We start from the raw sequence: 25,736 nt of genomic DNA, 5'->3' as shown, positions 1-25,736 counted from the left end.
AACCTGTTGGGCGCGTTTCACGCATTCGCAACTTGAGAGGGGGCGGGGCGGCGTTTAGGGTCTGTCGGACGAACAGCGGGGCGCACCCGCGACGGCCGGGGAGAACGGGCAATGCACGCATGGCGGACGGGATTGGCGGCACTGGCAATCGGGCTGGGGGCGCTACCCCTGCGTGCCGAGGTGCAGATCAGCCACGGCATTTCCACCTTTGGTGATCTGAAATACCAGGCGGATTTCGCGCATCTGGAATATGTGAACCCAGACGCGCCCAAAGGCGGCGAGATTTCGATCTGGGCGTTTGGCGGGTTCGATTCGATGAACCCTTACTCGGTCAAGGGCCGCGCAGCGGGGCTGTCGTCGGCGTTCTACGAATCCATCCTTGAAAGTGTGGCAGACGAGGTGGGCGCGGCCTATTGCCTGTTGTGTGAAACGCTGGAATATCCGCCGGGCCGCGAATGGGTCATTTTCAACCTGCGGCCAGAGGCGCGGTTTTCCGATGGCTCGCCGCTGACGGCCGAGGATGTCCTGTTTTCGTACCAGTTGTTTCTGGAAAAGGGCCTGACGGATTTTCGCGCCGTGCTGAGCCAGCAGGTGGAAAGCGCCGAGGTTCTGGGGCCGCATCGCATTCGCTTTACCTTCAAGCCGGGGTTTCCGACCCGTGATCTGCCGCAGACCGTTGGCGGTCTGCCGGTGCTGTCCAAGGCGCAGTACGAGGCCGAGGGGCTGGATCTGGAAGAAGGTTCCATGACGCCTTTCCTTGGATCCGCGCCCTATGTCCTGGACCGGGTGAACGTTGGACAGACGGTCGTGTACCGGCGGAACCCGGAGTACTGGGGGCAGGATTTGCCGATCATGCGGGGGCGGTCGAACTTTGACCGGATCCGTGTGGAATATTACGCGGATTATGCGGCCGCTTTCGAAGGGTTCAAGGGCGGGAACTACACCTTCCGGGACGAGGCGGCTTCGGTCAGTTGGGCAACCGGCTATGATTTCCCGGCCGTGGCGAACGGCCATGTCAAGAAGGTGGAATTGCCGTCAGGCACCATGGCGACCGGGCAGGCGTTTCTGTTCAATCTGCGGCGCGACAAGTTCGCCGACCCGCGCGTGCGAGAGGCCATCGGGTTGATGTTCAACTTCGAATGGTCGAATGCCACGCTGTTCTACGGGATTTACGAGCGTATCAATTCGATATGGGAGAACAGCGACCTGGAGGCGACCGGCACCCCCGGCCCCGATGAGGTCGCATTGTTGCAGCCTCTGGTCGATGAGGGGTTGCTGCCAGCCGAGATTCTGACAGCGCCAGCGGTCATGGCGCCGGTGTCGGGTGACAGGCAACTGGATCGGGGCAATCTGAATCGTGCCGGGGCGCTTCTTGAGGCCGCGGGCTGGACACATCGCCCACCGCCACCGCTTGCACCGCGGCTGTCGCCGTTGCAGCTTGGACTGCTTCTGGCGCTTATTGCGGCAGCGGGGGGCGGCGCGATCTGGGGTTTGCGGGACAGGCGCCTGAAGGTGGCGGCTGGCGCCCTTGCCGTTCTGGCCGTCGGCAGTTCCGTGATGGTCCTTGGGCTGCCGCGCGCGGCGCCGCCTGACATGTTGCGTCGCAACGATGCGGGTCAGACCCTGCGGGTCGAGTTCCTGAACGACTCTCAGACCTTTGACCGTATCCTGATCCCCTATGTGTCCAACCTGCGGCAGGCGGGGGTCGATGCCGTGATGACGCGCATCGACAATGCCCAGATGGAGGCACGCGAGCGCCCGCCGAATTATGATTTCGACATCGTGACAGGCAATGCCCGCGCCAGCCTGATACCGGGATCGGAGCTCAAGCAGTTCTATGGCTCGGCAACGGCGGATATGTCGGCGTTCAATCTGATGGGCCTCAAGAGCCCCGCGGCGGATCGGCTTATTGATCTGGTCGTCGCCGCGCAGACGCGGGAGGAGATGGAAACCCGCACCCGCGCGCTTGACCGCGTTCTGCGGGCCGAACGCTTCTGGGTGCCGCAATGGTTCAAGGCGGTGCACACGGTGGCCTATTATGACCAGTACGAACACCCCGAGACGCTGCCGCCCTATGCGCGGGGGGAGCTTGATTTCTGGTGGTTCAACGCAGAAAAGGCCGCAGCCCTCCGTGCTGCCGGCGTGTTGCGGTAAACCATGGGCGCGTATATCCTCCGCCGCCTGGCGCTTGTGATCCCGACGCTGATCGGGATCATGGTGATCAATTTCTTCCTGACGCAACTTGTGCCTGGCGGCCCGATCGACCAGATCACTGCCCGGCTTGACGGTCAGGGCGATGTGTTCCGCAACATTGCGGGCGGGTCGGAAACGCCCGGATCCGACAGCAGCAGCTATCAGGGGGCCCGTGGCTTGCCGCCCGAGTTTCTTGACAGCCTGGAGGTGCAGTTCGGCTTTGCGCGTTTCGTCTGTGCCGAAGGGTTCACCGGCCGGCCGTCGTCGCGCGCGGCAGAATGTGTGAAAGAGGCCATTCCACTCTGGGAACGCTTCACCATCATGATGGGCAACTATCTGACCTTCGACTTTGGGCAAAGCTACTTCCGCTCGATCTCGGTGGTGGATCTTGTGCTGGAGAAGATGCCGGTCTCGATCTCGCTGGGTCTGTGGTCGACGCTGATTGCCTATCTGATCTCGATCCCGCTGGGCATCCGCAAGGCGGTGCGTGACGGGTCCACCTTCGATACCTGGACAAGCGGGGTGATCATCGTCGCCTATGCGATTCCGGGGTTCCTGTTCGCCATTCTGCTGTTGGTGGTGTTCGCAGGCGGGTCTTACCTGCAATGGTTCCCGCTGCGTGGCCTGACATCCGAGAACTGGGACCAGCTTTCGCCGCTGGGCAAGGTTCTGGACTATTTCTGGCACATCGCGCTGCCGGTCACGGCCTCGTTGATCTCCAGCTTCGCCACGCTGACCTTGCTGACGAAGAACAGTTTTCTGGACGAGATGCGCAAGCAATATGTCATGACCGCGCGGGCCAAGGGGCTGTCCGAAAGCCGTGTGCTGTATGGCCATGTCTTCCGCAACGCGATGCTGATCGTGATTGCGGGCTTTCCGGGTCTGTTCCTGTCGGTTTTCTTCGGCTCGTCCCTGATCATCGAGACCATCTTTTCGCTGGACGGTCTGGGTCGTATGGGCTTCGAGGCGGCAGTGGCACGCGACTATCCGGTGATTTTCGGAACGTTGTTCGTGTTCGGGCTGATCGGCCTGGTCGTGGGGATCCTGTCGGATCTGATGTATGTCTGGGTCGATCCGCGCATCGACTTTGAAGGTCGGGGGTAACATGGCACTCTCCCCGCTCAATCAGCGCCGCTGGCGCAATTTCAAGGCGAACCGCCGCGCATTCTGGTCGCTGTGGCTGTTCGTGGTGCTGTTCGGCCTGTCCCTGTTTGCCGAGCTGATCGCCAACGACAAGCCGCTGTTGGTCTCTTACCGGGGGGAATGGCGGGTTCCCATGGCGACCTTTTACACCGAGCGCGACTTTGGCGGGGATTTCCAGACCGAAGCCGTCTGGCGCGATCCCGAAGTGCAATGCCTGATCCATACGGGCGGCAAGGACTTGTGCCTGGATGATCCGGTCGCAGCGATGGAGGAAGCGGCCCGCAGCGGTACCGTCGGGGGCGAGACGATCGAGCCCGGCTGGATGATATGGCCGCTTGTGCCCTATAGCTACAACACGATTTCCGATCTGGGCAAACCGGCCCCTTCGGCGCCGGATGCCCAGCATTGGCTGGGGACTGACAATACCGCGCGGGATGTGCTGGCGCGGGTGATCTATGGCTTTCGTCTGTCGGTGGCCTTTGCCTTGATCGTCACGCTGACCACCAGCGTGATCGGTATCGCCGCGGGGGCGGTGCAGGGATATTTCGGTGGCCTGATGGATCTGCTGTTCCAGCGTGTGATCGAACTGTGGGGCGCAGTGCCGTCGCTGTATATCATCATCATCGTGGCGGCGATCTGGCCGATGAACTTCTGGTTGTTGGTCATATTGATGACCTTGTTCGGCTGGACAGCCCTTGTGGGGGTGGTGCGGGCAGAGTTTCTGCGGGCCAGGAACTTTGAATATGTGCGTGCCGCACGCGCGCTTGGGGTCAATGATCGCACCATCATGTTCCGCCATGTGCTGCCGAACGCCATGGTGGCCACGCTGACCATGCTGCCCTTTGTCATCACCGGCACGATTGCCGGCCTTGCCTCGCTGGACTTTCTGGGCTTCGGCCTGCCGGCCTCTGCGCCATCGCTGGGAGAGTTGACCTTGCAGGCCAAGCAGAACCTGCAAGCGCCATGGCTTGCCTTTACCGCCTTCATCACCTTTGCCGTGATGCTCAGCTTGCTCGTGTTCATCTTTGAAGGTGTCCGCGATGCCTTTGACCCGCGAAAGACCTTCCGATGACCAAGGCAAATGTGTTGGAGGTGCAAGACCTCGCCGTCCGCTTTCGTCAGGATGGCAAGGTGATCGAGGCGGTCAAGGGCGTGTCCTTTGCTGTCGGCCGCGGCGAGACGGTGGCCCTGGTGGGCGAATCCGGTTCGGGCAAATCGGTGACGGCACTGGCGACGGTCGGCCTGCTGGCGGACAGTGCAGAGGTTTCGGGCAGCATCCGCTATGAAGGGCGCGAGATGGTCGGCGCCGACGCCGCAACCCTGCGCAAGGTTCGGGGCAATGACATCAGCTTTATCTTCCAGGAGCCGATGACCAGCCTCAACCCGCTGCATACCATCGAGAAACAGTTGACCGAGGCCCTGGCCCTGCATCAGGGGCTGGTGGGCGAGGCGGCGCGTGCGCGCGTGCTGGATCTGCTCCACAAGGTTGGCATCCGCGAGGCGGAAAGCCGTCTGGGCGCCTATCCGCACCAGTTGTCGGGCGGGCAGCGTCAGCGGGTGATGATTGCCATGGCGCTGGCGAATGGTCCCGATCTGCTGATTGCCGATGAGCCGACCACCGCGCTGGACGTGACCATCCAGGCCCAGATCCTGGATCTTCTGGTCGAGTTGAAGCGGGCCGAGGGCCTCAGCCTGCTGTTCATCACCCATGATCTGAACATCGTGCGGCGGATCGCCGACCGTGTCTGCGTCATGCAGCATGGCGAGATTGTCGAACAGGGGCCAACCTCGCGCGTGTTCGGAGCCCCGGAACATCCCTACACGCAGCGGTTGCTTGCCGCCGAGCCGACGGGCACCCCGGACCCGGTGCCGCAGACGGCACCCGACGTGCTGAAAACCGACGATCTGAAGGTCTGGTTTCCGATCACCCGCGGCTTTCTGCGCCGGACCGTCGGGCATGTGAAGGCGGTCAACGGGGCCACGATCCGCCTGCGTGCCGGAGAAACGCTGGGCGTGGTGGGTGAGTCCGGCTCGGGCAAGACCACGCTGGCGCTGGCTATCCTGCGGTTGATCCGGTCAGAAGGGCCGATCAGCGTGCTGGGGCAAGAGATTTCCACCCTGTCGGGCGGGGATCTGCGCGCGTTGCGGCGCGAGATGCAGATCGTGTTTCAGGATCCCTACGGCAGCCTGTCGCCCCGCATGACCGTTGGCCAGATCATTGCCGAGGGCCTCGGGGTGCATGGCACAGAGGCCGACCCGGACAAGGCCGTCGCCGAGATCATGGCCGAGGTGGGGCTGGACCCCGCGATGGCAGGACGCTATCCGCACGAGTTTTCCGGTGGTCAGCGCCAGCGTATCGCCATTGCGCGGGCCATGATCCTGCGTCCCAAGGTGGTGGTGCTGGACGAACCAACCAGCGCGCTGGACATGACTGTTCAGGTGCAGATCGTCGAGTTGCTGCGCAGCCTGCAACGCCGATATGGGCTGGCCTATTTGTTCATCAGCCATGATCTGCGTGTCGTGCGCGCGATGTCGCACCAGATTCTGGTCATGCGTGCCGGGGAAGTGGTAGAGCAGGGGCCGTCAGACCAGGTGTTCGGGGCGCCGCAGACCGAATACACCCGTACTCTGATGGCTGCTGCGTTTGATCTTCGGGCCGGTTCCGCCTAACGTGTCCGCGATTTCGGAGACACGCATGAAGATCTTGTTCATTCATCAGAATTTCCCTGGCCAGTTCCTGCATCTTGCCCCGGAACTGGTCCGGCGTGGCCATGACGTTCTGGCTTTGACCGACGAGGTGAACCAGCGACAGAGCACCATTCGTACCCTGCGCTATCGTCACGGCGCGGCCAAGGCCGATCCCGCCGCCTGTCGGCTGGGCCGAACCTATACCGAGAATTCCGACCGGGGCGTGACCGTCGCGCGGGCTGCCGCCACCTTGCGCAACAAGCATGATTACGTGCCCGATGTGGTCTTTGGCCATTCCGGCTGGGGCGAGACGCTGTTTCTCAAGGAGATATGGCCCGAATCCAAGCTGATCATCTATGCCGAGTTCTTTTACAAGGCACAGGGCGCGGATGTCGGGTTCGACCCTGAATTCAGCCCCCCCGGATTTGACCAGTCGCTGATCACCGCCTCCCGCGCGGCGCATCTCGGGATGTCGATGCTGAGCGCCGATGCGGCCCTGGCACCGACGAAATGGCAGGCGAGTACATTCCCCGACCGGCTGCGTCCGATGACGGAAGTGATCTTTGACGGGGTCGATACGACCGTGATGTCCCCCGACCCTGGCGCTCAGGTCACGTTGCCCGACGGCAAGGTCATCCGGGCCGGTGACGAAGTGCTGACATTCATCAACCGCAATCTCGAACCCTATCGCGGATATCACATCTTCATGCGGTCGCTGCCCGAGGTGATGAAAGCCCGCCCGAATGCCCAGGTGGTGATCGTGGGCGGGGATGGTGTCAGCTATGGTGCGCCGCCAAAGCAGGGTGGGGCGTGGAAGGACATCTTTCTGAACGAAGTACGCGACAAGGTGGATCTGTCGCGGCTGCATTTCATGGGACGGGTGCCCTATCCGGTGTTCGTCAGTCTGATGCAGGTCAGCCGGGTGCACGCCTATTTGACCTATCCCTTCGTGCTGTCCTGGTCGATGCTGGAGGCGATGGCGGCAGGCGCCCATATCGTCGGCTCGCGCACCGCGCCGGTGCAGGAACTCATTCAGGATGGGGTGAACGGGCGGCTTGTCGATTTCTTTGATGTGCAGGGCTGGAGCCGCGCGCTGATCGAGGGGCTGCAAGACCCGGACCGCTACGCCGGCCTGCGCAGGGCGGCCCGTGCAACCATCGTCAACGGCTATGACCTCAAGCGCCATTGCCTGCCGCGGATCGCGGATTTCGTCGAGGCGGTTGGCACCGGCGCGTGGAAACCCTCGGATCGCTGACGCGGCGGGGCCTGTGCCCCGTCTGCCCGAGGGCGGAGATGTCCGTGGCTAGAGACCCAGCTTGCGATTGCGTGCGACAACCACCAGCGCGGCCGCGAGAGCCACCATTGCCGAGGCCCACATCAGCACGATCAGCGGCAGCGCGCTGGTTCCGTCGCCCATGACCACCGCCGCAAGCGCCGACAGCGCGGCGCCGCCTCCGATCATCAAGGCGCCCCCAAGGCCCGAGGCAGAGCCAACCAGATCCGGCCGCACCGACATCATCCCGGCATTGGCAGATGGCAGCGACATGCCGTTGCCCAGGCCGACCAGGCTCATCATGCCGAAAAAGCCCAGTGGTGTCAGTTGGCCGCTGAGGGCCAGAAACAGCATCACGGCCAGCGGAATGCACAGGACCACGGTTCCATAGACCACCATGCGCATGATCCCCAGGCGCATGGCCAGACGGGCCGACAGGTAGTTCCCGGCCATGTAGCCGATCCCCGGCGCGGCGAAATACAGGCCCAGCTCTGCGGGGCTCATGCCGAATACCTGCGTGCCGACGGCTGGCGCGCCGCCCAGAAAGGAAAAGAACGTTCCCGATCCTGCAGAGGCGGAAATTGCGTAGCCCCAGAACCTCCAGGAGGTCAGCAATGTCGGATAGGACCGGACCTGTTCCATCAGCGAGGTCGGCCGCCGCACCGAGGTTTCACCAAGATCGGCCCAGAGCATCGCGGTGATGAGCGCCCCCAGCACCAGCAGCAGGACAAAGTTGGCCTGCCAGCCCAGCAGTTGATCCAGCCAGCCGCCGATGGCCGGCGCGAACATCGGCACCAGGGACATGCCCATCGTCACCCAGCCGATCATCGACGCCGCTTCCGCCTCGGGGACCATGTCGCGCACGATGGCGCGGCTCAGCACCATGCCGGTGGCGACTGCGGCCTGCACCATGCGAAAGAACAGGAACACCTCGATGGTCGGCGCGAACAGTATGCCCAGCGTGGCCAGCAGAAAGATCACACAGGCCACCAGCGTTACCGGCCTGCGCCCATAGCGATCGGCCAGCGGCCCGATGAACAGTTGCAGCGCACCCGACAGGCCCAGATACAGCGAAACCGAAAGCTGTGCCGTGCCGTAGCTTGTTCCATACCAGGCCGCGATGGCGGGCAGTGACGGCAGGAAGATGTTCATCGTCATCGCCGACAGGGCAGCCATCAGGATCAGCGTGATCAGATGGGGGGGCGTGCGGCGGTTCAAAAACTGGGGCGCGGCTCGGGTCATGGTATCGAGCTAAGCCGCTGAATGCCGAATGTCCATGGCCGGAAGCACCATGGAACCGCGCCGGGGGTAATGCCGTGTCGGATCGGTCCCTTTCACGACAAACTTTTGCCAGACTCGGGGTGCAGGGATCGGGAATGTACCGGGCTGTCAGCGATCTTCGCATGGCAGCGCAAAGGTGTCTGTGATGGGCAGCGACCAGGCGCTTGGCGCGGTTCTGTCCGGTCTGGTGGCCCGGTTTTAACATATCGAGTGCACGATACCCCTGTCCGCCTCTCCCGGCAGCAGAGTCACAAGTAGGAACCCGGATCCATGGCCACCGCTCAGCAGCTTCAGATCGACACATCGGCCGATGCCATGCAGTTGGCAGAAGAAATGTTCGGCAGCGGCATTCGGATTGTCAGTGCGACCTATCAGGGCGATCCGATTCAGTCGGGCATCTACAGCGATGCGCTGGAAACCATTCCCGGCCTGTCTTCGACCGATTCGGGGGTGATCCTGTCGACCGGCAATGTCCAGGGGTTTGCCCCCTATTCGGATGGCGGCACAGACACGAACCGCGCGGCTGGCACCTCGACCGATACGGCGGGCGGGATTGACGGCGATTCGCAGTTGGATGCCTTGGCGGGTGCCAGCACCTATGATGCGGCGATTCTGGAAGCGGTGTTCGTGCCGGACGGCAACTGGATCACATTGCAGTTCGTCTTTTCGTCCGAAGAATATCTGGAATATGTTTCCGGCGGCTACAACGATGCCTTCGGGGTCTGGGTCAACGGTGTCTATGCGCCGGTCACCGTATTGGACGGCGGCGTGGCCTCGATCGACTCGATCAACACGACCCAGAACCCGAACCTGTTTTTGAACAACCCCGCCAACCTGGATACCTACAATTCCGAGATGGACGGGTTGACCCGTGTCCTGACCATCAAGGCCCCCGTCGTTCCCGGTGCGGAAAACACGATCAAGATCGCCATCGCAGATGCGGGCGACGCCACCTATGATTCCAACGTGCTGATCATGGGCAACTCCGTCCAGTCCGTCACCATCGCCTTCGAGGACGAGGTGAACATGGTAGCGAACAGCACGCGCACCATAGACGTGCTTCACAACGACATGGATGTGACGGGCGACGGCCTGACCATCACACATATCAATGGTGTCGCCATCAGCCCCGGCGAAACGGTCACATTGCCGTCGGGCGATCTGGTCACTCTGAACGATGACGGCTCGCTGACCATCCAGACCGATGCCGACAGCGGGACCGATGTGTTCACCTACACCGTGATGAACTCGGCGGGGGACAGCGATGTCGGCTTCGTCACGCTCAACACAGTGGCCACGCTTGCGCCCGACGGTATCGTGCATGGCACGTCCGGCGATGATGTCATCGACCTTGCCTATGCCGATGACCCGGACGGCGACCGGGTGGACAACAACGACGCGCAGGGCGTGGGCGGCACCACGGGGGACGGCGATTATGTCGTTGCCATGGGCGGCGATGATCAGGTCACAGGCAGTGCCGGCGACGATCTGGTCTATGGCGGCACCGGCAACGATACCTTGTTCGGCGGGGCCGGGGATGACCGGCTGATGGGGGACAGCGGCGACGATGTGCTGATCGGCGGCGCGGGCAACGACACGATGCAAGGCGGCGCCGATGCCGACCGATTTGTGCTGGAGGACGGGTTCGGCAACGATGTCATCGTGGGTGGCGAAGGCGCGAACGAGACATCCGACAGCGATGTGATCGAGGCCAGCGGGCTGACCGGCGACATCACCGTCACCTATACCGGCAACGAGGCGGGTACCCTGACCGATGGCAGTGGCACCGCCGCCTTTTCCGAGATCGAGGAGATCTGGCTTGGCAACGGCTCCAATACCGTTGACGCGACGGCCACAGATCAGGGTGTGGTGGTCTATGGCGGATCCGGCACCGACCTCTTGATGGGGGGCGAGGGATACGACACGCTGCTGGGCGGCGGTGGGTCCGATACGCTGGCAGGCGGGGCAGGCAATGACCTGTTGTCGCTTGGGGGCGGCGATGGGGCGCAGGATACGGTCGTGATCGCGGATGGCGGCGGTGACGACACGTTGATGGGATTCGACGCCCCGCAGGACAATGGCGATGGCACCTTTGCACCCGGCGATCTGCTGGATGTCGGCGGGTTGACCGATGCCGACGGATATCCGGTGAATGTGCATGATGTGGTCATCTCTACGGTGAACGGACATGCCGTCCTTGCCTTTCCCGACGGCACGTCGGTGACGATGATCGGTGTCACGCCGCCGGCCACCGACCAGTTGGCCTGGCTGGAGGCGCTGGGCGTGCCGACGGGCGGACCCGTGGACGGGGACGCGAGCGGCGAGGCCATGGGCCCCGGCTATGTCGATGCCGAGGGCGACCAGATCGACGGATCCGACGGGGTGAACGACGTGATCTTCGGCAATGGCGGTGCCGATACGATCCAGGCGGGTCTTGGCCAGGATCTGGTCTATGGCGGCGCCGACGATGACGAGATTCACGGCGGCGACGGTGCCGATACGCTCTATGGCGACGCGGGCAACGATACGCTGATCGGCGGCGCCGGGAACGACCTGATGTTTGGTGGCGACGGGGCCGATACCTTTGTCGTCGATATCAACGATGGCACCGACACGATCACAGGTGGCGAAGGCGGGGTCGATTTCGATCTGCTGGATGCGACGGGTGTGACCGATTCCGTGTCGGTCGGCTTCACCGGGGACGAGGCGGGAACGCTGTCCACCACGGGCACGACCGTGACCTTCTCTCAGATCGAGGGCGTCGCGCTGGGCGCGGGCGACGATACGGTGGATGGTTCGGCCACGACGCAGGGATTTCTGGCTGATGGCGGCGCGGGCGGTGACGGGCTGACCGGCGGTTCTGGCGATGACACCCTGATCGGGGGTGCAGGCAACGACACGCTGATCGGTGGGCAGGGCGCTGACAGCATGGTCGGCGGCGATGGTGACGACTGGTTTGTTCTGGCCGATGACTTTGGCAATGACACGATCATCGGCGGCGAAACCGGCGAGGTGAACGAGGATTGGGTCGATGCCCGCCAGATCACCGCCGACACGGTGCTGCACTTCACCTCCAGCGAATCCGGCACGCTGACCGACGGCACCAGCACGATGAACTTTGCCGAGATCGAGCGCTTCGGGCTGGGAACCGGCAACGATATTGTCGATGGCACGGCGGCGCTGGCCGGGGTTCGCGTCCATTCGGGCAGCGGCGACGACACGCTGCTTGGCGGCGTTGGCAACGATACATTCATCGGCGGTGGCGGCGCGGATCTGTTCGACGGCGGCGGCGGGAACGACTTCCTCGACCTGGGCACGCTGGGCCTGCACGGCGACGGCGCCTCTGACACCATCGTACTCAAGAACGGCTACGGTCAGGCGTGGGTGGCGAATTTCGAGGCGCCAGTCGCCAATGGGGATGGCACCTATACCGGGGTTGACCTGCTGGACGTGTCGCAGCTTTACGACGCGGGCGGTGCGCTGGTGAACACCGGCGATGTCACCGTGTCCGATACTGTTGGCGATGGGACCGGTCATGCGGTGCTGACCTTTCCGGATGGTACGCGGATCACCTTGCAGAACGTGCCTGTCTCTGCCGTCAGTTCGGTCGAGCAACTGGTGGCGATCGGAATTCCGGCACCGGACTATGTGGTCGATGGAACGGCGGGCGATGACCTGATCGACGCGGCCTATCTGGGCGATCCCCATGGCGACCGGGTTGATGCGGGCGATGCGGCAGATGGTTCGAACGACGATGTGATCCGGGCCGGGGCCGGCAACGATACGGTCGTTGCCGCTGCGGGTGACGATACCGTCCATGGTGGCGATGGCGACGATTTCCTATACGGTGGTGCAGGGGACGATTCCCTGCTGGGAGATCAGGGGAATGATGCGCTGTTCGGCGATGAGGGTGCCGACACGCTGGCCGGCGGCGATGGCAACGACACGCTGGACGGCGGCGCTGGCGATGACAGCCTGGACGGTGGCGCGGGGAATGATCGGCTGATCATCCGCGACGACGGCGGGGCCGATACGGCTTCAGGCGGCGAGGATGCCGACGGGACCGATTGGGATGTGCTGGACCTGTCCGGGATCACCACGGACGCAGCGGTCAGCTATGCCGCAGCCGAGGACGGGGAACTGACCCATGGCGGCGGCGCAGTCTCCTTCTCGGGGATAGAGCGGCTGCAACTGGGGCAGGGCAATGATACTGTGACCGTCCCCGGCCATGCCGGTCCGGTCAGTGTCGGCGGCGGGGCGGGGGCCGACAGCTTGCAGGTGGCAGGCGGAGCCATCGACCCGTCGATGGTGGCGATCAACGACAGCGCGGCGGGCACCTTCCTGCCCGGCGACGGCAGCGGCGCCGTGGCCTTTGGACCGTCTACCGGGACGTTGCTCAGCGAGATTCTGGCGAACGGGCAGGGCGGGACGGTGACGCTCTCGGGGACCAGCCTGTCAGGCAGCATCGGCGACGTCAGCTTTGACGATTTCGAGAATGTCAGCTTTGCGCTGGCCAGCACCTTTGTCCCCTGTTTTGTGCGGGGCACACGGATCAAGACAGACCGTGGCGAGGTGGAGGTGCAGGATCTGGCACCGGGGGACCGCGTGCTGACCTTGGACAATGGATACCAGCCCATTCGCTGGATCGGTGCAACGCGCCGTGTGGCCAAGGGGCGCCTGGCCCCCGTGCGGATCCGGGCCGGGGCCCTTGGCAATGACAGGGATCTTCTGGTCTCGCCGCAGCACCGGATGCTGTTGCGGGGCTGGCAGGCCAGCCTGCTGTTTGGCGAGGCCGAGGTTCTGGTGGCGGCCAAGGCGCTGATCAACGATCACACCATTCTGCGCGAAGAGGGCGGCAGGGTTGAGTATCTCCACCTCTTGTTCGACCGGCACGAGATCATCTTTGCCGAAGGCGCCGCCAGCGAAAGTTTCCACCCCGGTCGCGAAAGCTGGAAATCCATGGATGCCGCGACCCGTGCCGAGCTTCTGGATCTGTTCCCCGAGCTCGATGGCGATGGCTTTGCCGAATGCTATGGCGCGGTTGCCCGTGCGTCCTTGAAGGATCACGAAGGGCGCATTCTGGCGCGGGCCCTGGCGCCCGCCGCATAAGGCGAGAGCCCGCGTCCTTGTGCGCGGGCGGCATGGTGTGGTGTTCGGTCCATGCGCCCGTCGTCGTGGCAGGACCGCCACGACGGATGGGCCGGTGCCCGTTGGCTCAGGCCGCTGGCCGGATCCGGCTCAGTTCGGCGTCCAGCATGGCCTGGATCAGTGCCACCGAGGCCCTGCCGTCGGGCTGTGCCTGCGAAAGGGCCTGCCGCAGATAGACACCGTCGATCATGGCGCCTGTTGCCGCCGCCAATCGCGGCGCGTGCGCCCCGGCCAATGGCCGCAGACAAGCCACAAGGTTGGAGCGAAGCCGGTTTTCATAAATGGTCAGCAAGCGCCTGGCCTGTGGAACGGTCTGCGCCATCACCCAGAACGTCAGCCATGCCGCCACCACCTCGCGCCGGAAGTTTGCCGGGCCAAAGGAGGCGCGCAGAATGGCGGTCAGCCGGGCGTGCGGCCCGTCCGCGGTTGCCAGCGCGCCGCGTATCTCGGCCGCATAGACGGTCAGGACGTGACGCATCGCCGCAAGGAACATGTCTTCCTTGGATCCGAAATAGTGGTGTGCAAGGGCGGCGGACATGCCAGCGCGACGGGCGATCTGGCTTACCGTTACGTCAAGCGACCCCGCCTGCCCGATCTCTGTGATCGCGGCTTTAACCAGCGCGGCCTTTCGTATAGGTTCCACACCGGGTCTGGGCATAATGGGGCAGAATCCTCCACCGCCTATGATCATACATTTTGATTGATCCGTCAATCAATAAAGTCGTCCATCTGTGAAAGGAGTCATCATGACCCTGCGCCGTCTGATCCTAGCCACCGCCCTTGGTCTGTCCGCCGCCCCGGCATTTGCCGACTGTGGCAAGGTCGTGTTCTCGGATGTGGGCTGGACGGACATCACGGCCACGACCGCCGCGACCTCTGTTGTGCTGGAGGCATTGGGCTATGAGACCGAAACAAAGCTGCTGTCCGTCCCTGTGACCTATGCCGGTCTGGCCCAGGGCGACATTGACGTGTTCCTTGGCAACTGGATGCCGACGATGGAGGCCGACATCGCCCCCTATCGGGATGCGGGGCAGGTCGAGACTGTGCGCACCAATCTGGAAGGCGCGAAATACACGCTTGCCACCAATGCGGCCGGTGCGGCACTGGGGATTGCGGATTTCAGCGATATTGCGGCGCATCGCGCGGCCCTGGACGGCAAGATCTATGGGATCGAGCCGGGGAATGATGGCAACCGCCTGATTCTGGACATGATCGATTCCGGCCCTTTCGGTCTGGAGGCGTTTGATCTGGTGGAAAGCTCCGAAGCCGGGATGCTGGCGGCCGTCACCCGTGCCGATGGTGCAGGCAAGCCGGTTGTGTTCCTGGGGTGGGAACCGCATCCGATGAACGCGTCTCTGGAGATCACCTATCTGACGGGCGGCGATGCGTATTTCGGCCCCGATCTGGGCGGTGCGATTGTGGCGACCAACACCCGCGCGGGGTATGTCGCCGAATGCCCCAATGTTGGCGGGCTGTTGCAGAACCTGTCCTTCACGCTTGCGATGGAGAACGACATCATGGGCGCGATCCTGAATGAGGGGGCCGATCCGCACCTGGCTGCCCGCACCTGGCTGGCTGCCAACCCTGCGATCTGGCAGGCGTGGCTGAAGGGTGTCACGACAAAGGATGGCGGCGAGGCCGTGGCTGCCGTCGCTGCGGCCCTGAAGTGATGGCCAAGGGGCAGGGCGCGGCACAGACGGCGCCCTGCCGGATCTGACGCATGACCTGGACCATACAGACGAAAATCCCGGTGGGGCAGAAGGCGAAGGCGGTCTTTGACTGGATGGCCGCGCATATGGGCGGTGTGTTCGACGCGATCGCCTGGGCATTGGGCGGCATGATCGACGCGATCCTGCTGGTGCTGCAATGGCCGATCGACCGCAGCCTGCTGGGGCGTGGCTCGTTGCGGCGCGCGGTGGGCCAGGCGTTGCAGGAGCCGGCGGGCTATGTGCCGCTCTACGATCCGGTCTGGCATCCGTTCGTCATGATCGCGCTTTTCGTCTGGCTGACCTGGTTGCTTCAGCGCAGCCTGAAAAGTTGCGCGGTTGTCGCGTTGGGGTTCCTGTTCATCGTGAATCAGGGATATTGGAAGGCGACCACCGAAAGCCTGTCGCTGATCCTGACCGCAGGCATTTTCTGCATGGGGGTGGGCGTGCCCATCGGAATCGCGGCGGCGCACCGCCCCCGTCTTTACCGGGTGATGCAGCCGGTTCTGGATCTGATGCAGACCCTGCCGACCTTTGTCTATCTGATCCCGGCCATCGTCTTTTTTGGCCTCGGGATGGTGCCGGGGCTGGTGGCGACGGTGATCTTTGTGCTGCCTGCCCCGATCCGCCTGACCCATCTGGGCATCTCGACGACCCCGCCCGCGCTGTCCGAGGCGGCGACAGCCTTTGGTGCCACGCCGTTTCAAAAGCTTTGGAAGGTGGAGCTGCCATGGGCCTGGCCGCAGATCATGGCGGGCCTGAACCAGACCATCATGCTGTCGTTGTCCATGGTGGTGATCGCCGCCCTGGTCGGTGCGAACGGGTTGGGGGTGCCTGTCGTGCGGGCGCTGAACAGCGTGAACCCGGCTCTGGGCTTCGAATCCGGCATGGTGATCGTGGTGCTGGCCATCCTGCTGGACCGGATGTTGCGGAGGCGTGGCCAATGACGACGGCGGTGGAACTGGATCGCGTTTCCATCGTGTTCGGCGACCGCCCCGCCGCGGCGCTGCCCTTGATGGATCGCGGCGCCGCGCGCGACGAGGTGCGGGCCGCGACCGGGCAGACCCTTGGGGTTCACGATTGTAGCCTGACGGTGGCCGAGGGTGAAATCCTGGTGCTCATGGGGTTGTCGGGTTCGGGAAAGTCCACGCTGCTGCGCGCGGTCAACGGTCTCAATCCGGTGGTGCGGGGGCAGGTGCGGGTGAACGACGGGACGCGCATGGTGTCGGTTACGGATGCGGATCCGGCCACCCTGCGCCATCTGCGCCGCGCCTGCATTGCCATGGTGTTCCAGCAGTTCGGCCTGCTGCCCTGGCGCACGGTGGCGCAGAACGTGGGTCTTGGGCTGGAGCTGTCGGGGGTGTCCGGTGACGAACGCGCCCGCCGGATCGCCGCGCAACTGGAGATGGTGGGCCTGTCGCAATGGGCCGATCGCGCGGTCGCGGACCTGTCGGGAGGAATGCAGCAACGTGTCGGGCTGGCCCGCGCCTTTGCCACCGAAGCGCCGATCCTGTTGATGGACGAGCCGTTTTCGGCCCTTGATCCGCTGATCCGGGCGCGGTTGCAGGGCGAATTGCTGGACCATCAGTCGCGTCTGCGCCGGACGATCCTGTTCGTGAGCCATGATCTGGACGAGGCGTTCCGGCTGGGCAACCGCATCGCTTTGATGGACGAGGGGCGTATCTTGCAGATGGGTACGCCGCGCGACATCATCGCGCGCCCCGCATCGCGCCATGTTGCCGACTTTCTGGCCCATATGAACCCCATGGAATTTCTGACCGCGCGTGACGTCATGGGGGCACCCGCCGGTGGTGCCGCCCCACCCGTTGCGCCCGATACGCCGGTGCGGCGTGTCATGGCGCGGTTGGCCCAATCGGCCGATGCGGTGCCGGTGGTCGAAGACGGGCAGGTCATCGGTTCGGTGACACAGGCGGATATGCTGCGCCGGCTGGTGGAGGCTGGGCGCTGATCCGTTGGCCGTGCGGTGCAGGGTGGTGGGTGCGCCCGGCGGCGATATTTGCATCCGCGCGATATGGTGGGCTTGGGTGGAGTTTGCAAACCGGATAGGGTGAATTTGCAAACACCGAGAGAGCGCACATGGCCACGCAAAAGCTGTATGCCGGAACCAAGCTGCGCGAAGTGCGCGGGCGGATCGGGCTGTCGCAAAAGGCATTCGCCGAAAAGCTGGGAATATCGCTGCCCTATCTCAACCAGATGGAGCACAATCACCGGCCTGTATCGGCGGCGGTTGTTCTGCGGCTGGCGCAGGAGTTCGGCCTGGATGTCACCGAACTGACCACCGGCGATTCCGAGCGTCTGGTTTCGGACATGCGCGAGGCGCTGGTCGATCCGGTTTTCGGGCCGGGCGGGGCGCCGCAGGCGGATCTGCGTCTTGTGGCGTCGAATGCGCCGGGGCTGGCGCGGGCCTTTCTCAACTTGCACCGCGCCTATCGGCAGGCGAGCGAGAGACTGGCCTCGCTTGACGAGGCCTTGGGGCGCGAGGATCGGTCCGCAGCGCCAAGCCCTTGGGATGAGGTGCGCGATTTCTTCCACTATTGCGACAATTACATCGACGCTGTGGACCGGAGCGCCGAGCGGTTTGCCCGCGAGGCGGCCGGGCGCGATCTTGTGCAGGCTGCGGTCTCGGTGCTGGAGGCGCGGGGGATCTCGGTGCAGGTCAGCGAGATGCCGTTGGTCCGTGCCTATGATGCGGCGACGCGGCGGCTGACGATTTCCGCGCGCGTCCCCGAGGCCACGCGCCGGTTTCAGTTGCTGCACCAGATTGCCCTGTTGACGCAGGACGATCTGCTGGAGGCGACGCTGGATCTGGCGCGGTTTCAGACCGTAGAGGCACGGGGGATCGCCAAGATCGGGTTGGCGAATTATTTTGCGGGCGCCGCGCAGATGCCCTATGCGCCGTTTCTGATCGCTGCCCGAGAGGAACGGCACGATCTGGAGCGGTTGGCCGACCGTTTCGGCGCCAGCATCGAGCAGGTGGCGCACCGCCTGTCTACCTTGCAGCGGCCGGGATCGAAGGGTGTTCCGTTCTTCTTCGTGCGGGTGGATCAGGCCGGGACCATCACCAAGCGGCATTCCGCAACGCGGCTTCAGTTTGCGCGCTTCGGCGGTGCCTGTCCGCTATGGAACGTGCATCGCGCATTCGAAACGCCCGGTCGTTTCCTGCGGCAACTGGCGCAGACCCCGGATGGTGTGCGCTACCTCAGCCTGGCGCGCGATGTCACCAAGCCGGGCGGCAGCTTCACCGCGCCGGTGCGCCGTTATGCGATTGGTCTGGGCTGCGAGATCGCCCATGCGTCCAGTCTGGTCTATGCCGATGATCTGGATCTGACCCGGCGGTTCGAGCCGATAGGCATCTCGTGCCGAATCTGCGAGCGGCCCGACTGCCACCAGAGATCGGTTCCGCCGCTGGAGCGCAGGTTGGCGGTGGATCCGGATCGGCGGGGCGTGTTGCCCTATGGGATTCCAGACTAGCGTGGCCGCCATGCTGCACCTGCATGGCGGCTTTCCGCAAGACGTGGCACGCCTGACGGAGATGTGTTGGCATTCCGCCTTTATTCCTTGTAGAATCTGCGCCAATACGCCGCGCGACGGCCATAAAGAACGAGCAGCCCCTGATGGAAACCGAAGCCCTTGCGATGGCACAGGAGATCGACTTCTCCTTGCTTGCCCTTTTTGCCCGCGCCACCCTGACGGTGAAGCTGGTGATGATCCTGCTGATCGTGATGTCGTTCTGGTCCTGGACGATCATCGTGCAAAAGCATCTGCAATTCCGCAAGGCTCGGGCCGAAGCGGCGGTGTTTGATGCGGCGTTCTGGTCGGGAGAGCCGCTGGACGAGCTGTACGAGGCGCTTGGGGCGGATCCGCAGGGGGCGTCGGAAAAGGTGTTCGCCGCTGGCATGACGGAATGGCGGCGCAGCCATCGGCAGGACGGGGCGCTGATCGCCGGTGCCCAGGCGCGCATCGACCGCGCCATGGATGTGGCGATTGCCCGCGAATCCGAGGTGCTGAACAAGTCGTTGCCCTTCCTGGCGACCACCGGATCGACCGCGCCGTTCATCGGCCTGTTCGGTACGGTCTGGGGCATCAAGCACGCCTTCGAGGAAATCGCCATCGCGCAGAACACCAATCTGGCCGTCGTGGCGCCGGGCATTGCCGAGGCGCTGCTGGCCACGGGCATCGGCCTTGTGGCGGCCATCCCGGCAGTGGTCTTTTACAACAAGCTGTCCGCCGACAGTGGGCGCATCGTGGGCAACTACGAATCCTTTGCGGATGAATTTGCCACCATCCTGTCCCGTCAGCTTGATACGGCGGCTTGACCGATGGGCGCGGGTGTCATCAATGGCGGTGGAAACGGCGGTCGCAGGCGGGGGCGGCGGCGCGGGGGTGCGCAGCCGATGTCGGAAATCAACGTCACGCCCTTTGTCGATGTGATGCTGGTGTTGCTGATCATCTTCATGGTGGCCGCACCGCTGATGACGGTGGGCGTGCCGCTGGAGCTGCCCAAGACCGCCGCGCAGGCGATGCCGACCGAACAGGAAGAACCGCTGACCATTTCACTTGCGCCGGACGGGGGGCTGACAATCCAGACCACACCCGTGGCCGATGCAGACCTGATCCCGCGGCTGCGCGCCATCATGACCGAGCGCAAGAGCACCAAGCTGTTCATCCGGGCGGATTCCGGGGTCAATTATGGCCGTGTGGCGCAGGTGATGGGCGCCTTGCAGGCGGCGGGCTATACCAGCATCGGTCTGGTGACGGATACGGACGGCCCGCGCTTTGGGGCCAGTGGCGGCTGAGCCATGGACAATCGCACGGGAATGATCGTTTCGGGGGCCGGGCACGGGGCCCTGATCCTGTGGGTCGCGGTGGGCGGGCTGTTCTTTCCGCGTGACCGCATCGAGGATGTGACCGTCACGCAGGTTGCGCTGATCTCCTCCGAGGAGTTTGCGGCGCTGGAGGCGGCGGCACCCGCACCTGCGGAAGAACCGGCCGAGGCAGAGCCCGCGCCTGCACAGACACCTGCCCCGGCGCCGGAACCTGCGCCAGAGCCGGTCCCGGAACCTGCGCCAGAGCCGGTCCCGGAGCCTGCGCCCGAGCCGGTCCCGGAGCCAGAACCAGAGCCGAGCCCCACGCCCGAACCCGTCAGTGTCCCCGAGCCAGCCCCTGCGCCCGAGCCAGAGCCCGAAGTGACAGAGCCGTCCCCCGCGCCGCAGCCGGTTCCCCAGCCGGAACCGCAGCCAGTGGTCGTTCCTCAGCCAGTGCCCGATCCGTCGCCGCAGCCGGTGCCGGATCCGTTGCCGAATGCGCTGGAGGAAAGCCCCCGGCCACGGCAGCGTCCGGTTGAACGCGTTGCTGCCGAAGCCGCGCCGACCCCGGTGCCCGAGGCTGAGCAGGCGCCTGTCGTCGAGGACGCACGAGAGGAGGCACCCGCCGATGAACCGGCGCCGGTAGAGCCACCCCGCCAGGCCACCGCGCCCGAGGCCGCAACCACGCGCACTGTAACCGAGGCGACTCAGACGGCCGAGGCCGACTCGGCCCCGCGTCCTTCGGCGCCGCAGGCCTCGATCCGCCCGAAATCCCGGCCAGCCGTTCCAGCGGCAGAACCGACGCAGACCGCCAGTGCTCCGCAGCCAACCGAGTCCGCGCGGCCCGGCACCCCGCGTCCGGCCGAGCCGCGGCAAGATGCCGTGGCGGCCGCCGCTGCCGCTGCCGCCGCTGAGGCAGCCCGTGCCGCTGCGGGCGCCGGAACCGGCGGGGCAGGGCGCGCCGCCTCTGGCCCGCCGCTGTCATCGGCCGAGATCGAGACGCTGCACCGCGCGATCGCGCAATGCTGGAACGTAGGATCGGCTTCGACCGATACGCTGCGCTCGGTGGTGACGGTCCGCGCGATGATGCTGCCCGACGGCGCGGTGGAATCGGTCGAACTGGTGTCTGCCGATGGTCCAAGCGAGGCGGCAAAGCGCGGCGCCTATGACATTGCGCGCCGCACGATCATGCGCTGTGCCCGAAACGGTGCGCTGCCAAGCGACAAGTACGAACAGTGGCGCGAAATCACGATGGAATTCGACTACAATGCCATGCGCTTGCGATAGCATCTGACAGGGTTTTGACGGAACGCATGTCGGCGATATGCGTTGAAGGCTGGCGCAGACGTTACTGGAACATGGCCCGACCCCGGCACAGACTGGAAGGGCCCAATGACGAGGGCGGGGCAACCCGAGAGCGTGATATGATCAGGAACCGCATTCTCATTTCGCCAAAGCTGTGGGCCGTATTGCTGGCCATGCTGATGGCAATGACGGTGTTTGCGCCCGGTTCGGCACAGGCACAGTTGCGGCTGCGTTTCACCGACGGGGTGATCGAGCCCATGCCATTCGCCTTGCCGCAATTCGTGGCTGAGGGCGGCGGCCAGGTTGCCGCCGACATTTCCGCGCTGGTCGTGCAGAATCTGGCCAATACCGGGTTGTTCCGCGAGATTCCCGCCTCGGCCCATGTCTCGCGCCTCTCCAGCTTTGATGCGCCGGTCCAGTTCGAGGATTGGCGCGCGGTCAATGCCCAGGCGCTGATCACCGGCGCGGTGAGTGTGCAGGGCAGCCGCCTGGTGGTGAAGTTCCGCCTGTTCGACGTGTTTGCGGGCCAGCAGATGGGCGAGGGGCTGCAATTCGTCGGCACCACGCAAAGCTGGCGCCGCATGGCGCACAAGGTGGCGGATGCCGTCTATTCGCGCATCACCGGAGAATCGGGCTATTTCGACAGCCGTATCGTGTTCGTCTCGGAGACCGGGCCGAAGAACCAGCGCGCCAAGCGGCTTGCGGTTGCCGATTATGATGGCGCGAACCTGCAATTCCTGACCGACAGCCGGTCGCTGGTGTTGGCCCCGCGGTTTTCCCCCACCGGAGACCGCATTCTCTATACTTCTTACGAAAGCGGGTTTCCGCAGATCGTGCTGATGGATGTTGCCACGGGCGCGCGGCGCGGTCTGGGCCAGTTGCCGGGCGAGATGACCTTTGCGCCGCGCTTTGCCCCGGATGGGCGGACGGTGGTGTTTTCGGCCTCGCAAGGCGGGAATACCGATCTTTATCGCCTAGATACCACGACGGGTCAGGCCACGCGCCTGACATCTGCACCCTCCATCGAGACGGCGCCCTCGTTCAGCCCGGATGGCAGCGAGATCACCTTTGAATCCGACCGTACCGGGGGGTCGCAGATCTATGTCATGTCGGCCTCTGGCGGCGAACCCAGGCGCATCAGCCAGGGGCGCGGCCGTTATGGCACCCCGGTATGGAGCCCGCGTGGCGATCTGATCGCCTTTACCAAACAACTGGACGGGCGTTTCCACATAGGCGTGATGCGCACCGACGGGACAGAGGAACGCCTGCTGACCGCCAGCTTCCTGGACGAAGGGCCGACCTGGGCGCCCAATGGCCGGGTCATCATGTTCACGCGCGAAAGCGCCGGACCAGCAGGCACGCCCGCAATGTTCTCGGTGGACATCACGGGGCGCAACCCGCCCCGGATGGTGCCCGTGCAGGGCGGCGCGTCGGACCCGGCCTGGTCGCCGCTCTTGCCTTGAGACTCACGTGGCCGTGAGGCGGTGATGATTCCCATCCCCGCCTAACGGTGCTAGACATAAACGATGCCGCGCGGGGCAGTCGCGGCCTGACAAGGAACGGAACAGGACAATGCGCCATCTTACAAAGGCCGCCCTGCTGATTGCTGCGCTGGGGCTCGCAGCCTGTAACAATCCCGACCGCTACGGCCAGGGTGGCTTTGGCGATGGCACCGGCGCGGGCGGCGGCTTTGGCGCGGGCGGTATCGGGACCGCCGGTCTGGGCGATCCGAATGATCCGAAATCGCTGGCCTATTTCCAGCAGCGCGTCGGCGATCGCGTGCTGTTCGCCATCGACCAGCACACGCTCTCGCCCGAGGGGCGGTCGGTGCTGGCCGGGCAGGCGCAGTGGCTCAACAGCAACCCCCACTACGCTGTGATCGTCGAAGGCCATGCGGATGAGCAGGGCACGCGGGAATACAACCTTGCGCTTGGTGCCCGCCGTGCGGCGGCGGCGCAGGATTACCTGATCTCGCAAGGGGTGTCGCCAGCGCGGTTGCGCACCATCAGCTATGGCAAGGAACGTCCGATCGAAGTGTGTTCGACCGAGGCGTGCTATTCCCAGAACCGTCGCGCGGTGACGGTGCTGTCGGTCGGGGCCGGTAGCTGACATGCACCGCCTGCTCGTCATAGTGGCGCTGGTTGCCTGGCCTATGGCCGCACAGGCGCAGGACCGGGCGGCAACCCTCGCCGACATCCGCGCCGAGCTGACGCAGCTTGGGTCGGAATTGTCGGGGCTGCGCGCAGAGCTGATGACCACGGGCGCGGTGGCCCGCCCCGGCGGCTCTACCATGCTGGAGCGGATGGAGTCGCTGGAACTGGAACTGGTGCGGCTGAACAGCCGCGCCGAGGATCTGGAGTTGCGGATCAACCGTATCGTGGCAGATGGCACCAACCGTCTGGGCGATCTGGAATTCCGCGTCACCGAACTGGAAGGCGGCGATCCGTCTGCGCTGTCCACGACCGCCCCCCTTGGGGGGGACAAATCTGCGGCTGCCGTCCCGGCCCTGCCCAAGCCCCAGACGGCTGTGGGCGAACAGGCGGATTTCGACCGGGCGCGGGAGGTGCTCGGTCAAGGTGACTTTCGGACCGCCGAAGGTCTCCTTGCGGCCCATGCCACGGCCTGGCCGAATGGCCCCCTGACGGGTGAGGTTCTGTTCTTGCGGGGCGAGGCGCTGGACGGTCTGGGCGATACGGCTGCCGCGGCGCGCAGCTATCTCGACAGCTTCTCAGGCTATCCCGATGGCCCTCGTGCGCCAGAGGCGTTGGTGCGGCTGGGGCGCGCGCTTGGCCGGCTCGGGCAGGCACATGAGGCTTGCCTGACGCTGGGAGAGGTCGGGCTGCGGTATCCCGGCGATCCGGCCGAGGCGCTGGCGCAGGATGAACGCGCGGCGCTGTCCTGCCCGTGACCTCTGCTGCTGCGGCCGTCGCCCGTGCGTTCGCGGCGCTATCGGACCCGCGTCCTGTGGCCATTGCCGTCTCTGGTGGCGGCGATTCCCTTGCGCTGCTGGATATTGCCGTATCATTGTCCGACGGACGCGATATCCGTGCCGTGACGGTCGATCACGGCCTGCGCCCGGAGGCTGCCACCGAGGCGGCAATGGTTGCCGCCTATTGCGCAAGCCGGGGTATTTCCCATGCGCATCTGCGCTGGACCGGCTGGGACGGAACCGGCAATCTTCAGGCCGAGGCGCGCGCGGCCCGGTATGGCCTGATCGGGGGCTGGGCTGCCGTGCAGGGGATCGGACAGGTCTGGCTGGGTCATACCCGCGATGACGTGGCAGAGACCTTTCTGATCCGGCTTGGTCGCGCCTCTGGTCTGGATGGGCTGTCGCGCATGGCCCCGGTGTTTCATCGCGCGGGTCTGACATGGGTGCGTCCCCTGCTCGACATTCCGCGCGCCGATCTGCGCCATCATCTGGCAACGCAAGGCATCGCTTGGGTCGAAGATCCGTCCAACCAGGACGACAGATTTGCCCGCGTGCGCGCGCGCAAGATCCTCGATGCGCTGTCGCCGTTGGGCGTTGCGGTGGAGGCCATCGCGCATAGCGCCGCCGCGCTGGCCGATGCGCGTGGCCTTGTCGTCGAACAGATGACGCGGGAATGGGCCGAGCGCGTTACGGTGCAGGGCGGCGATCTGCTGGTTCAGCCCGCTGGCGCCGGCCCGGAGACCCTGCGCCGTCTTGTGGTGGCGGCGCTGCGGATCGTCGGCGGAGGAGACTGGCCCGTGCGTCATGCCGCGCTGTCCGACCTGAATGAACGGCTGACCCAGGTAGGGCGGCATACGCTTGCGGGTTGCCTTGTCTCGCGCGAGGGAGCAACATTGCGCGTGGCCCGCGAATGGCAGGCGGTCAGGACGCTGGAATGCGCGACCACTGCCGAATGGGACGGGCGATGGCGCCTGACTGGCCCGCACGAGCCGGGGCTGACCATCCGGGCGCTGGGGCAGGGCGTGGCGTCCTGTCCGGACTGGCGCGCGACGGGTCTGCCGCGCGATTCGCTGAGTGCCGCGCCTGCGGTCTGGCGCGGGGAACAGCTTGTTGCCGCGCCATTGGCCCTTTTGTCCAAGGGCTGGGACGCAGAACTGCGGCCAAGTTTCGCTATGGCGCCGTTCGCGCATTGAACCCGGCGCCGTTATCCTTATCTTAAAGGCAACAGGACAGGCTGGCCCTGC

At 64.8% G+C, this 25,736-nt stretch carries 19 protein-coding genes; 17 read left to right on the top strand and 2 right to left on the bottom strand.

Annotated features, from left to right (window positions below; translation table 11 throughout):
• Positions 1 to 111 precede the first annotated feature (111 nt).
• Genes BW970_RS21090 through BW970_RS12470 form a run of 5 tightly spaced genes read left to right on the top strand, consistent with a single transcriptional unit; the run spans position 112 to position 7,279 of the window.
• Positions 112 to 2,154 (top strand): extracellular solute-binding protein, encoded by a 2,043-nt coding sequence (locus BW970_RS21090; RefSeq protein ID WP_083701257.1) that lies wholly within the window; start codon positions 112 to 114, stop codon positions 2,152 to 2,154.
• Between the two features lie 3 nt (positions 2,155 to 2,157).
• Positions 2,158 to 3,297 (top strand): microcin C ABC transporter permease YejB, encoded by a 1,140-nt coding sequence (locus tag BW970_RS12485; protein WP_076531849.1) that lies wholly within the window; start codon positions 2,158 to 2,160, stop codon positions 3,295 to 3,297.
• A 1-nt stretch (position 3,298) separates the two neighbouring features.
• Positions 3,299 to 4,408 carry an ABC transporter permease gene (locus BW970_RS12480; protein WP_076531847.1) on the top strand — a complete coding sequence of 370 codons (1,110 nt, stop codon included), beginning with the start codon at positions 3,299 to 3,301 and terminating at the stop codon, positions 4,406 to 4,408.
• Positions 4,405 to 6,006 carry an ABC transporter ATP-binding protein gene (locus BW970_RS12475; RefSeq protein ID WP_076531845.1) on the top strand — a complete coding sequence of 534 codons (1,602 nt, stop codon included), beginning with the start codon at positions 4,405 to 4,407 and terminating at the stop codon, positions 6,004 to 6,006. The genes BW970_RS12480 and BW970_RS12475 overlap by 4 nt, the downstream gene beginning before the upstream one ends.
• A 25-nt stretch (positions 6,007 to 6,031) precedes the next feature.
• Positions 6,032 to 7,279 (top strand): glycosyltransferase, encoded by a 1,248-nt coding sequence (locus BW970_RS12470; protein WP_076531843.1) that lies wholly within the window; start codon positions 6,032 to 6,034, stop codon positions 7,277 to 7,279.
• 48 nt (positions 7,280 to 7,327) lie between these two features.
• Here the strand turns inward: BW970_RS12470 and BW970_RS12465 are convergent, their stop codons facing one another.
• Positions 7,328 to 8,539, bottom strand: coding sequence for a multidrug effflux MFS transporter (locus BW970_RS12465; RefSeq protein WP_076531841.1), 1,212 nt, complete (start codon positions 8,537 to 8,539; stop codon positions 7,328 to 7,330).
• Positions 8,540 to 8,848: 309 nt separating this feature from the next.
• On the opposite strand from BW970_RS12465, the gene BW970_RS12460 reads away from it, so the two are divergent.
• The gene (locus BW970_RS12460) at positions 8,849 to 13,687 is read left to right on the top strand and encodes a Hint domain-containing protein (RefSeq protein ID WP_076531839.1); all 4,839 of its coding nucleotides are present in this window, start codon (positions 8,849 to 8,851) and stop codon (positions 13,685 to 13,687) included.
• 106 nt (positions 13,688 to 13,793) lie between these two features.
• Here the strand turns inward: BW970_RS12460 and betI are convergent, their stop codons facing one another.
• On the bottom strand, positions 13,794 to 14,384 hold the full coding sequence (betI, locus tag BW970_RS12455; protein WP_076531837.1) for a choline-binding transcriptional repressor BetI: 591 nt from the start codon (positions 14,382 to 14,384) through the stop codon (positions 13,794 to 13,796).
• A gap of 88 nt (positions 14,385 to 14,472) precedes the next feature.
• Here betI and choX point away from each other — a divergent pair, with 88 nt between their 5' ends.
• From choX to tilS, 11 genes are all read left to right on the top strand, one after another.
• Entirely contained in the window at positions 14,473 to 15,396 is a 924-nt protein-coding gene (choX, locus tag BW970_RS12450; protein WP_076531835.1) for a choline ABC transporter substrate-binding protein, read from the top strand.
• A 50-nt stretch (positions 15,397 to 15,446) separates the two neighbouring features.
• On the top strand, positions 15,447 to 16,379 hold the full coding sequence (gene choW / locus BW970_RS12445) for a choline ABC transporter permease subunit (RefSeq protein ID WP_076531832.1): 933 nt from the start codon (positions 15,447 to 15,449) through the stop codon (positions 16,377 to 16,379).
• Positions 16,376 to 17,401 carry a choline ABC transporter ATP-binding protein gene (gene choV / locus BW970_RS12440; RefSeq protein WP_076531830.1) on the top strand — a complete coding sequence of 342 codons (1,026 nt, stop codon included), beginning with the start codon at positions 16,376 to 16,378 and terminating at the stop codon, positions 17,399 to 17,401. The genes choW and choV overlap by 4 nt, the downstream gene beginning before the upstream one ends.
• A 128-nt stretch (positions 17,402 to 17,529) precedes the next feature.
• Positions 17,530 to 18,924, top strand: coding sequence for a helix-turn-helix domain-containing protein (locus tag BW970_RS12435; RefSeq protein ID WP_076531827.1), 1,395 nt, complete (start codon positions 17,530 to 17,532; stop codon positions 18,922 to 18,924).
• Between the two features lie 143 nt (positions 18,925 to 19,067).
• Positions 19,068 to 19,769: a protein TolQ gene (gene tolQ, locus BW970_RS12430; protein ID WP_076531825.1), complete on the top strand. Its 702-nt coding sequence runs from the start codon at positions 19,068 to 19,070 to the stop codon at positions 19,767 to 19,769.
• Between the two features lie 3 nt (positions 19,770 to 19,772).
• Positions 19,773 to 20,249, top strand: coding sequence for a protein TolR (tolR, locus tag BW970_RS12425; RefSeq protein WP_076531822.1), 477 nt, complete (start codon positions 19,773 to 19,775; stop codon positions 20,247 to 20,249).
• Positions 20,250 to 20,252: 3 nt separating this feature from the next.
• A complete protein-coding gene (locus BW970_RS20750) occupies positions 20,253 to 21,545 on the top strand; it encodes a flagellar biosynthesis protein FlhF (RefSeq protein WP_076531819.1) in 1,293 nt (430 codons plus the stop codon).
• Between the two features lie 137 nt (positions 21,546 to 21,682).
• Complete coding sequence (gene tolB / locus BW970_RS12415; protein WP_083701256.1) at positions 21,683 to 23,026, top strand: Tol-Pal system beta propeller repeat protein TolB; 1,344 nt, start codon at positions 21,683 to 21,685, stop codon at positions 23,024 to 23,026.
• 109 nt (positions 23,027 to 23,135) lie between these two features.
• Positions 23,136 to 23,672 carry a peptidoglycan-associated lipoprotein Pal gene (pal, locus tag BW970_RS12410; protein WP_076531817.1) on the top strand — a complete coding sequence of 179 codons (537 nt, stop codon included), beginning with the start codon at positions 23,136 to 23,138 and terminating at the stop codon, positions 23,670 to 23,672.
• A gap of 1 nt (position 23,673) precedes the next feature.
• Positions 23,674 to 24,471 (top strand): tol-pal system protein YbgF, encoded by a 798-nt coding sequence (gene ybgF, locus BW970_RS12405; protein WP_076531815.1) that lies wholly within the window; start codon positions 23,674 to 23,676, stop codon positions 24,469 to 24,471.
• A complete protein-coding gene (tilS, locus tag BW970_RS12400; protein ID WP_076531813.1) occupies positions 24,468 to 25,685 on the top strand; it encodes a tRNA lysidine(34) synthetase TilS in 1,218 nt (405 codons plus the stop codon). Before ybgF ends, tilS begins: the two co-directional genes overlap by 4 nt.
• Positions 25,686 to 25,736 lie beyond the last annotated feature (51 nt).

The sequence above is a fragment of the Gemmobacter megaterium genome (assembly GCF_900156815.1).
GTDB lineage: Bacteria > Pseudomonadota > Alphaproteobacteria > Rhodobacterales > Rhodobacteraceae > Wagnerdoeblera > Wagnerdoeblera megaterium.
Note: the sequence above shows the minus strand (reverse complement) of the source record. Positions and strands in the feature narration are given on the sequence as shown.